A 10,149-nucleotide genomic window follows, 5' to 3' on the forward strand; every position below is an offset into this window, starting at 1 on the left:
TTGCATTCCCTATTATAGCAAATTTCAGCCCGTCTTGTCAAGCTTTTTTTCAAAAATTCCAAAAAAGTACCGGTTTCAGCCGATTAGTCCACGTACTTTGTCACAGAAACCGGCAGTTCAGACACATCTGCGGAAACGGTGAAAGTCACGGAAGAATCGTCGCCGGTCAGCTTGTCCAGCTTTTCCAGCATACGGCCCAGTGCCTCGAAATCAGCACCGGCGATCTTCAGAATACCGTCAACATAAATCTCCTTGATGTCATAGTTGCCAGCCAGCATACCTGCAACGAAGCCATAAAATGCATCGAAGCTGTCAATGCTGAACTGATCTGCATCACACCATCTCACCTTATAGCTAATGGAACGGCGCAGGGTCTCACCTTTTTCGATGCAAACAAGACAGCCGTTGGTGTCCTTCACTGCTGCGTTGATTTTATCAATAATGATCTTGGTCTTTCCGCTGCCCTTTTTTCCTGTAATCAGTTGAATCATAATTTTACTCCTTTCGTGCCGGGATCCGGCATGTCTTTTAGAGCCTGCCTATTGAAACAGGTTCTTATCAGTTACAGCCGCTTTGCAGCTGTGAAACTCATCATTTACTTGGCGAGCTTTGCCTCCAGAGCTGCCTTCTGATCCTCATAGCCCGGCTTGCCCAGCAGTGCAAACATATTGCGCTTATAGCTCTCAACGCCCGGCTGGTTGAAGGGATTTACGCCCAGCAGATAACCAGAAACAGCACATGCCTTTTCGAAGAAATAAATCAGATAGCCCAGGCTCTTCTCCGAAGCATCCTCTACTTCCAGGATCATATTCGGAACACCGCCATCGGTATGTGCCAGAATAACGCCTTCCAGTGCCTTGCGATTGACAACAGACATATTCTGACCAGTCAGGAAATTCAGACCGTCCAGATTCTCTGCATCCGGCTCCAGATAGAAGTCCTGCTTCGGCTGTTTGATATCCACAACTGTCTCGAACAGAATGCGGCTGCCTTCCTGAATAAACTGACCCATGGAATGCAGATCCGTGGAGAATACACCGGCTGTCGGGAAGATACCCTTGTTATCCTTGCCCTCACTCTCGCCGAACAGCTGCTTGTACCATTCAGACATCATCACGAAGCTGGGATCATAGGAAACCAGCATTTCCACGTTCTTGCCCTTGCGGTAAAGAATGTTCCGCAGCGCCGCATACTTATAACAGTCGTTGTTGTCGAAATCTGCTGTCAGATCCTTCTGTGCCTGCGCAGCACCTTCCATCAGTGCGGCAATGTCGCAGCCTGCCACAGCGATAGGCAGCAGACCAACTGCGGTCAATACAGAGAAACGTCCGCCCACATCATCCGGTACCACAAAGGTCTCATAACCTTCTGTATCGGACAGTTCCTTCAATGTTCCCCTTGCCTTGTCGGTGGTCGCAAAGATATGATCCTTTGCACCTTCCTTGCCGTACTTCTTTTCCACCAGCTGCTTGAACACACGGAATGCCAGCGCAGGCTCGGTTGTTGTACCAGACTTGGAAATGACATTGACAGAGAAATCTCTGCCCTCACAGATGGAGATCACTTCGTTCAAATAGGTGGGGTTAATATTGTTACCTACATAGTAGATATCCGGTGTATCTTTCTTCAGATTATTATAGAACGGCGATTTCAGGAATTCAATGGCAGCACGTGCACCCAGATAGGAGCCGCCGATGCCGATCACGATCAGAACCTCGGAGTTCCCCTGAATCTTCTTTGCAGCCGCCTGAATCCGTGCAAATTCTTCCTTGTCATAATCCGTCGGCAGGGTCAGCCAGCCCAGATAATCCGAACCCAGACCGGTCTTGTTGTGCAGCATTTCCGCAGACGCCTCTACCTGATGACGAATTCCATTCAGCTCATCATCGCCAACAAAATTTGCCAGATACTTTGCATTCAGCTTGACAGACATAATATGATTTCCTCCACTTTCTAAAAGGTTATAGAAGCCATACAACGCACCATTTTCGGGGCGCAGGGTATTGCTCAACCACTTTACCATATCTATCATACTATATTCTGCGCCCGATTGCAAGAGAAATCCAGATTCTTGTATAATCTGTACAACTTAAACAATTATAATTTTAGCATTTTGACAGCAATTTTTTGTAAGGCATCCCAGAAATTTCGTGCCCGGACGGATTGAGCTGCGACAACTGTCGTTTCAAAGAGCAAGGTATCTCCCTGATAAAATGCCGCATCTCCCAGCTTCTGCCCCTTGCAAACAGGCGCTTCTACATATCGGGGTAAAACCAGCACAGTCTCCAATTCACTGCATGATTTTGGTACTACAAGTCCCTGTAATTCGCCCGGTTCTACCAACACTGCCCGATCCACGCCGCCCCGCACTTTTACCGGATAGAGAAATTCTGCGGAAAAGCCTGGCTGCACCACTTTCCACCCCGCAAAGCCACGGCGCAGGAGCAATTTCGCCAGAGCAAATCGGTCGTCATCCGTCTGACAACCCAGCACTACAGCAATGCACTTCATGTGCTGTCGTTCTGCTCCGGCGGCAATGCTCCAGCCGTCTGTCTCCGTGTGGCACGCCTTGAAGCCGATGCTGGTATCATCTGTCCTTGCCAGCACATTTTCATTGACCAGCTCTGTGGCTTCGCCTCGGAGAAAATCACGCCACGTCTGGAAATACGGCGTCAGCACATCATACCGGGACAGCGCTGCGCACAGCAGAGCGAGGTCTCTCGCCGTGGTATACTGTCCCTCCTCATGATTTCCCTGAGGGCTGTTGAAACGTGTATTGTGCATTCCCAGATCAAAGGCACGGGCGTTCATGTCCATGACAAAGCTTTCCGTATCGCCGCTGATGCCCACTGCCAGTGCAACGGCGGCATCGTTGGCGTTGCCGATAATCAGACCTTTCAGCAGATCGCCCACTGTCATAGTCTCCCCCGGCACCAGCCAGATGACGGCTCCCTTGATGCCGCTGACCGCTTCATTGGCAGTCAGCTCTGTTTCCAGCGTCCAGCGTCCCGACTCCAGCTGTTCCGCCGTCAGGAGTGCTGTCATAAGCTTCGCCATCATGCCGCAGGAAAGCTGTGTATCTGCACCCGATTCCAGCAGAACCGTACCTGTTTCCGCCTCCATAAGTACATACGCCGCCGATGCAATTTCCGGCGCTTCCGCAGCAAATACGCCGCTGCGCTCCAGCAGGACAAAACTGCACAGCACCGCCAATATCGCCGCCATCATCCGTTTCATGGCATTCACCTCCGAAACAGTTTATGCGGCGATATGTGAAAATATCATTCCTGTTTCTCGCCGCCGTATTTTCGTTTCAGCTTACGGAACTGACAGGTGCTGTGCCCCAGTATCCACAAATACAGCACAAACATTACAAACCAGAAAATACTAAAAGCACTGTACCACTTTCCAAATTCCCCACTCACGGCACGAATTGTATTCGGAATCACACAGAACAAAAAAATGATCCCCAACGGCAGCAAACGTTTTCGTATGACACGCCGGATCAGTTCCAATTTGGACGCATTGTCGCTGAATATTTCCGGATTTATCTCCACCTCACTTGCTTTCTTCCGAAAATAGTCCCATTCTGCAAAGGATTGGCAGCATTCCCATCCATAGTCCGAAAACATCTGCAAATAAACATCACGATCAGCATTTTTCTCCCGAAAATCCAGACGATATACCACATCCTCCGGTTCGCAAACTTCAAAGCGATAAAAGCAAGGTGCTATAAAGCGCACCAATTTCCAACCCTTTCGGTGCTGTTCCCGCAGAAACTGCTCCTCTTCTTCATAGTCGGCAATGGTAAAAAACCGTATCATGGTCTTAGTCGTTTTCATCTAACCACTCTCCTCTGCTGTTTTTATAAAGACGTGCGATCCGTTTCTTCTCCAGTGCCAATATTTCCTGTCCCAATTCCGTGATCCGGTAGAATTTCCGCTTTTCTTCTTCTCTTGCAAATACAATCAGCCCATCCTTTTCCATTTTGGACAAAGTACCGTACATAGTACCAGGACTGATATGGACTGCACCACCGGTCATTTTTTTCACCTGCTGCCCGATGCTGTAGCCGTGCATTTCTTCCTGCAAGCAGAACAAAATATAAAATCCAGTCTCCGTCATGGGAACATAAATTCGTTTGATCCGTTCCTCCATGCTGTCCTCCTTTCTTCTATTGCATTTAGATATATCGAGATTCAATACATCGAAGCTAAATATAGTATATCAAACCTCGATATATTTGTCAAGTGTCGTATCGTAAAACAATTTTATATTGAGTAAATTTTCAAGCCATAAAAAGAAAAGAAAAACGGCGCCCCGTTTCCGAAGCGCCGATTTTCCCTCTTACTATTCTACTCAATCTTTGAAAGATGTGCGATCAATGTGTTACTTGACAATATACTTGTCGATAGCCTTTACCAGAGCATCTGCATCCTCTGTGTGTGCCTGCAGCTTGATGGGCTTGGACAGATCCAGGCTAAAGATACCCATGATGGATTTTGCATCAATGGCATAGCGCCCGGAAACCAGATCAATGTCATAATCAAACAGCATAACAGTGTTGACAAATTCCTTCACGTCGTTAATTGCATTCAATTGAATTGTTGTTTCATACATAACAATTACCTCCTCTGAAAGATCCTACATGTTCTTTCTACGGTGTCCGCAAAATACACAGAACTCAAAGTCATTGTCATAAATCGGCAACGTGCATACCGCATTTGACTTTCACTTGTTCTGTGTCTATAGCATACCACGAAAAAATTTTCTTGTCAAGACGATTGCATCATTTTCGTTGATATAGTATAATAGGAGTGGAAATACAACACCTATTTTTGACGGCAACGATAAAATTTATGTAATCTGCGTGAAAATTCCACGAAATTCCTGTCGAAAAAGTATCGTATCAGCAAAGGAGAAATACCATTGAACTGCTATTTTCTGACGTTCGGCTGTAAAGTCAACACCTGTGAAACTGCCGGAATGCAGTCTGTTCTGCAAAAGGCAGGTCATACCATTGTCCGAGAACCAACGCAGGCGGACGTGATCCTGTTCAATTCCTGCACTGTCACCGCATCCGGAGACAGCCGTTTGCGCACTGCCATGCGGAAAATGCGCCAGACCTGTCCCCATGCGCTGCTTATCCTCACGGGCTGCTACGCCCAAGCATATCCGGAAGAGGCAGCAGCACTCCCGGAAGCCGACCTGGTCATTGGTACCAAAAACCGCAGCCGACTCCCGGAACTGCTAGACGAGTTGTACCGCAGCCATACCCGGCAGAACGCCGTAGAAAGCTATACTGTCAGTGATCCCTTTGAAATCTTGCCCTGCGATACCATGCCGGACAACACCCGTGCCTTTCTGAAGATCCAGGACGGCTGCAACTGCTTTTGCAGTTACTGTATCATTCCTTATGCAAGAGGACGCTGCCGGAGTATGCCGCTGGGAGAGATACGGCACAGTGCCACTGCCTTTGCAGAAAATGGCTATCGGGAGATCGTGCTGTGCGGCATCAACCTGGGCTTCTACGGCATGGAATGGGGCGGCACACTGGCTGACGCAGTCGAAGCCTGTGCTGCCGTACCCGGCATTGAACGCATCCGGCTGGGTTCTCTGGAACCAGAACGCCTGACCGAACCGGAATTGAAACGTCTTGCCGCACTGCCCCAATTCTGTCCTCAATTCCACCTGTCTCTCCAAAGCGGCTGCGACCGAACGCTGAATCGCATGAACCGCCGATATACAGCAGCGGAATATGAAGCGATCTGTGCCAATATCCGGACGCTGTTCCCCCATTGTGCCATTACCACAGATTTCATGGTGGGTTTTCCCGGAGAAACAGATGAGGACTTTGCCGATTCCCTGGCGTTTGCAGAGCGCATCGGCTTCGCTGCCATGCATGTATTCCGCTATTCTCCCAGACCCGGCACACGGGCTGCGGAATTTCCAGATAAGATCAGCAGCCAGACTAAGACCCGGCGCATGGAGCTTGCCCAGTCTGCCGCAAAATCTATGAAAGCCGCCTTTCTGCGCACCCAGATCGGTCAGACCCTTCCAGTACTTTTTGAACGGGAACGAGACGACAATTTTCACGTGGGACATGCACCGAATGGGACGGTTATACGGATTTCTGCAAAAAATCCAAAAAAAAGTTTGCGTAATCAGATTTTTTATGTTAGAATAGAAAAGAGTGATGCGGACTGCTGCTATGGCACTCCTATAGCGGCGGACGCAAATTCATGATAGAAGGAGTTTTACCATGTCTGTTTTTCGTATTTATGTGGAGAAAAAACCGGAATTCGCAGTAGAGGCACGCTCGGTACTGAGCGACCTGCAAACTGCGCTGCGTCTGAATGTGACCGATGTCCGGATCTTCCATCGCTATGATGCAGATCATCTCACAGAAGCCGCTTTTCAGCGTGCAGTACCTACGGTCTTTTCCGAACCGGCAGTAGACCATATCTACACCGAAGTGCCGGCACTGGAGGACAACCAGCGGATGTTCGCAACAGAATATCTGCCGGGACAGTTTGACCAGCGTGCTGACAGCTGCGAGCAGTGTATCCAGATCCTGCTCCAAGGCGAACGCTGCCGTGTCCGCACAGCGGATGTTTATGTCATCACCGGTAATCTCACCGATGCTGAGTTTGATCGCCTGAAATCCTACCTCATCAACCCGGTAGAGCGCCGTGAGGCTTCCATGGAACTGCCAGAAACACTGGATGCCAATTATACCATCCCTACCACAGTAGAGACCTTGACAGGCTTTATCGGGCTGTCAGAGGACGAACTGAAGCAGTTCATTGCAGATTATGGTCTGGCAATGGATCTGGGAGATATCCAGTTCTGTCAGAGCTATTTCCGTGACACCGAGCACCGTGATCCCACCATTACTGAAGTGCGCATGATCGACACCTACTGGTCAGATCACTGCCGTCACACCACTTTCCTGACCCAGATCTCTGATGTAGACATTCCTACGGATTATATCAAGGAGACCTATGACGCATACTGCGAAGTTCGCCAGGAACTGGGACGAGGCGAAAAGCCCATGACTCTCATGGATCTGGCTACCATTGCCGCACGAAAACTGAAAGCAGACGGCAAGCTCCAGGATCTGGACGAGAGTGAAGAGATCAACGCTTGCTCTGTGAAGATCAAGGTAGATGTTGCCGGCAAGGAAGAGGATTGGATCCTCATGTTCAAGAACGAGACACACAATCACCCCACCGAGATCGAACCTTTCGGCGGTGCGGCAACCTGTCTCGGCGGTGCGATCCGTGACCCACTGTCCGGACGTTCTTATGTTTATCAGGCAATGCGTGTCACTGGTGCGGCAAATCCCCTGGTACCTGTGGAGGATACCATTGCCGGAAAGCTGCCCCAGAGAAAGATCACCCTGGGTGCGGCAAACGGCTACAGCTCCTATGGCAATCAGATCGGTCTTGCCACTGGACATGTTGCCGAAGTATACCATCCGGGCTATATGGCAAAACGCATGGAGATCGGCGCCGTTCTGGGTGCTGCACCGGCGTCCAACATCCGTCGGGAAGCACCGGTGCCGGGAGATATTGTCATTCTCCTGGGCGGCAAGACCGGACGTGACGGCTGCGGCGGTGCAACAGGTTCTTCCAAGTCACACACCATCGAATCCCTGGGTCACTGCGGCGCAGAGGTACAGAAGGGTAATGCGCCGGAAGAGCGCAAACTCCAGCGTCTGTTCCGCAACCCTGTTGTCACACGTATGATCAAGCGCTGCAACGACTTCGGCGCAGGCGGTGTATCCGTTGCCATCGGCGAACTGACAGACGGTCTGGAGATCAACCTGAACGCCGTACCCAAGAAGTATGACGGTCTGGACGGCACAGAGATCGCCATCAGTGAATCTCAGGAGCGTATGGCAGTTGTCGTTGCTGCTGAGGATGCTGAGAAGTTCATCAAGGAAGCCAGCCGGGAGAATCTGGAGGCAACCATTGTGGCAACCGTACAGGCAGAGCCTCGTCTGCGGATGCACTGGAACGGCAACACCATCGTTGACTTGTCCCGTGAATTCCTCAATTCCAACGGTGCTGCAAAGCATACAGATATTGCCATTACAGAACCCCAGCCGGCAGCAGAATCCACCCTCACGGACAGTGCCGATGCCTGGACAGAGCTGCTGTCCAGCCTGAGCATCTGTTCTCAGAAGGGTCTTATTGAAAAGTTCGACTCCACCATCGGTGCAGGCACTGTACTCATGCCCTTCGGCGGTGTATACCAGCTGTCTCCCTCTCAGGCTATGGCTGCGAAGATCCCGGTACTCAAGGGCGAGACAAATACCTGTTCCCTCATGGCATGGGGCTATAATCCTGCCACCAGTGAACGCAACCCCTATCTGGGCGCTATGGATGCGGTCATTACCTCTATCGCAAAGGTCGTTGCAGCAGGCGGCAGCTGGCACCATTGCTGGCTGACTTTCCAGGAATATTTCGAGCGTACGCAGAACGATCCCAAGCGCTGGGGCAAGCCTATGGCAGCACTGCTGGGCGCATTCAAGGCACAGCTGGAACTGTCCTGCGGCTCTATCGGCGGTAAGGACTCCATGTCCGGTACATTCGAGAATATCGACGTACCGCCCACGCTGGTCTCCTTTGCTGTTTCCACCGCCAAGGCAGACAAGGTAGTTTCCACGGAATTTAAGGCAGCAGGCGACAAGGTAGTAATGCTCCGTCCCGCAGTGGATGCAAACGGCATTCCAAACTTTGACAACATCCGTGCCACATTTGATAAGGTAGAAGAAATGATCGCTGCCGGACGTGTCCGTGCAGGCTGGGTCATCGACTACGGCGGAGCAGCCGAGGGTATCGCAAAGATGTGCTTCGGTAACGGCATCGGCTTCACATTCTCCCGTCAGCTGACAGATGCAGAGCTGTTCCAGCCCTGCTGCGGCGGTTTCCTTCTGGAACTGAACGGCGAGGCGCAGGACGGCGAGGATGTTATCGGTACGACTGCCGAAAAGCCGGAGATCGTCTGCCCGAACTACACCCTCCAACTGGACAAGCTGCTCTCCGTTTGGGAGCGTAAATTGGAACCGGTATTCCCCTGCCGTATCAAGACCACGACTGAAGTACCGGAAAAGCTGTCCTATCCCAGAAAGACCACGCTTTCCGCTTCTGTCAAAGCAGCGCAGCCCCGTGTCCTGATCCCTGTATTCCCGGGCACAAACTGCGAATATGACACCGCACGTGTCTTTGAACGTGCCGGCGCACGGCCTCAGACCTTTGTGGTACGCAACCTCTCCGCATCGGCAATGGAGGATTCCATCACCACCTTTGCGGCAATGATCAAGCAGGCACAGATCATTATGATTCCCGGCGGCTTCAGCGGCGGTGATGAGCCGGAGGGCAGCGGTAAGTTCATCACGGCATTCTTCCGCAATCCACGTATCAAGGACGCTGTCCATGAACTGCTCAAGAACCGGGATGGCCTGATGCTGGGTATCTGCAACGGTTTCCAGGCACTGGTAAAACTAGGCTTGGTACCCTTCGGTGAGATCATGGATATGACCGATGTTTCGCCGACACTGACCTTTAACACCATTGCACGCCACCAGTCCATGCTGGTAAACACCCGCATTGCCTCCAACAAGTCCCCGTGGCTGTACGGCACAGAGGTGGGCGATGTACACACCGTTGCCATTTCTCACGGTGAGGGTCGTTTTGTAGCACCGCCGGAGTTGCTGGCAGATCTGGCGAAGAACGGACAGATCGCAACTCAGTATGTGGATCTGGACGGCACCCCGTCTATGGATATCCACTTCAACCCCAACACTTCTATGATGGCAATTGAGGGTATCACCTCGCCGGACGGCAGAGTCTTGGGCAAAATGGGACACAGCGAACGTATCGGACAGAATCTGTACCAGAACGTGCCGGGCGAAAAGGATCAGAAGATCTTTGAAAGCGGCGTAGCTTACTTCCAGTAAAATAGAAATTTTTATCAAATAAAAACCGGACAGGTATACTCCATGACGGAGAAGCCTGTCCGTTTTTGTATAGTGAATACAGTCAATGATTTTTTGATTCAGCATTTTTTCAAAAATGCTGGCACAGGACTAGTGTACCGACACGATGATATATGAACTAAAAATCATACGCATCAAAGCTC

8 protein-coding genes are annotated in these 10,149 nt (G+C 50.7%); 2 read left to right on the forward strand and 6 right to left on the reverse strand.

Annotated features, from left to right (window positions below; all coding sequences use genetic code 11):
- Window positions 1–83: 83 nt before the first annotated feature.
- From QZ375_RS04175 to QZ375_RS04200, 6 genes are all read right to left on the reverse strand, one after another.
- Window positions 84–491 (reverse strand): hypothetical protein, encoded by a 408-nt coding sequence (locus QZ375_RS04175; RefSeq protein ID WP_295215709.1) that lies wholly within the window; start codon window positions 489–491, stop codon window positions 84–86.
- Window positions 492–595: 104 nt separating this feature from the next.
- A complete protein-coding gene (locus QZ375_RS04180; protein WP_295215735.1) occupies window positions 596–1,933 on the reverse strand; it encodes a glucose-6-phosphate isomerase in 1,338 nt (445 codons plus the stop codon).
- A 164-nt stretch (window positions 1,934–2,097) separates the two neighbouring features.
- Entirely contained in the window at window positions 2,098–3,237 is a 1,140-nt protein-coding gene (locus QZ375_RS04185) for a D-alanyl-D-alanine carboxypeptidase family protein (RefSeq protein WP_295215712.1), read from the reverse strand.
- A 44-nt stretch (window positions 3,238–3,281) separates the two neighbouring features.
- The gene (locus QZ375_RS04190) at window positions 3,282–3,842 is read right to left on the reverse strand and encodes a DUF2812 domain-containing protein (RefSeq protein WP_295215714.1); all 561 of its coding nucleotides are present in this window, start codon (window positions 3,840–3,842) and stop codon (window positions 3,282–3,284) included.
- Complete coding sequence (locus QZ375_RS04195) at window positions 3,829–4,158, reverse strand: PadR family transcriptional regulator (RefSeq protein WP_295215717.1); 330 nt, start codon at window positions 4,156–4,158, stop codon at window positions 3,829–3,831. Before QZ375_RS04195 ends, QZ375_RS04190 begins: the two co-directional genes overlap by 14 nt.
- Before the next feature lie 231 nt (window positions 4,159–4,389).
- Window positions 4,390–4,620 carry an HPr family phosphocarrier protein gene (locus tag QZ375_RS04200; RefSeq protein WP_295215719.1) on the reverse strand — a complete coding sequence of 77 codons (231 nt, stop codon included), beginning with the start codon at window positions 4,618–4,620 and terminating at the stop codon, window positions 4,390–4,392.
- Between the two features lie 309 nt (window positions 4,621–4,929).
- Here QZ375_RS04200 and mtaB point away from each other — a divergent pair, with 309 nt between their 5' ends.
- Both mtaB and QZ375_RS04210 read left to right on the forward strand, forming a co-directional pair.
- Window positions 4,930–6,246: a tRNA (N(6)-L-threonylcarbamoyladenosine(37)-C(2))-methylthiotransferase MtaB gene (mtaB, locus tag QZ375_RS04205; protein ID WP_295215723.1), complete on the forward strand. Its 1,317-nt coding sequence runs from the start codon at window positions 4,930–4,932 to the stop codon at window positions 6,244–6,246.
- A gap of 16 nt (window positions 6,247–6,262) precedes the next feature.
- Entirely contained in the window at window positions 6,263–9,967 is a 3,705-nt protein-coding gene (locus QZ375_RS04210; RefSeq protein ID WP_295215726.1) for a phosphoribosylformylglycinamidine synthase, read from the forward strand.
- Window positions 9,968–10,149 lie beyond the last annotated feature (182 nt).

The sequence above is a fragment of the Ruminococcus sp. genome, from assembly GCF_019417665.1.
Taxonomy (GTDB): Bacteria; Bacillota; Clostridia; order Oscillospirales; family Ruminococcaceae; genus Ruminococcus_C.

What these genes read in the sequence shown, in the direction of transcription:
- QZ375_RS04175 (WP_295215709.1), bottom strand. Translation starts at nt 491, where the DNA reads ATGATTCAACTGATTACAGGAAAAAAGGGCAGCGGAAAGACCAAGATC.
- QZ375_RS04180 (WP_295215735.1), bottom strand. Translation starts at nt 1,933, where the DNA reads ATGTCTGTCAAGCTGAATGCAAAGTATCTGGCAAATTTTGTTGGCGAT.
- QZ375_RS04185 (WP_295215712.1), bottom strand. Translation starts at nt 3,237, where the DNA reads ATGAAACGGATGATGGCGGCGATATTGGCGGTGCTGTGCAGTTTTGTC.
- QZ375_RS04190 (WP_295215714.1), bottom strand. Translation starts at nt 3,842, where the DNA reads ATGAAAACGACTAAGACCATGATACGGTTTTTTACCATTGCCGACTAT.
- QZ375_RS04195 (WP_295215717.1), bottom strand. Translation starts at nt 4,158, where the DNA reads ATGGAGGAACGGATCAAACGAATTTATGTTCCCATGACGGAGACTGGA.
- QZ375_RS04200 (WP_295215719.1), bottom strand. Translation starts at nt 4,620, where the DNA reads ATGTATGAAACAACAATTCAATTGAATGCAATTAACGACGTGAAGGAA.
- QZ375_RS04210 (WP_295215726.1), top strand. Translation starts at nt 6,263, where the DNA reads ATGTCTGTTTTTCGTATTTATGTGGAGAAAAAACCGGAATTCGCAGTA.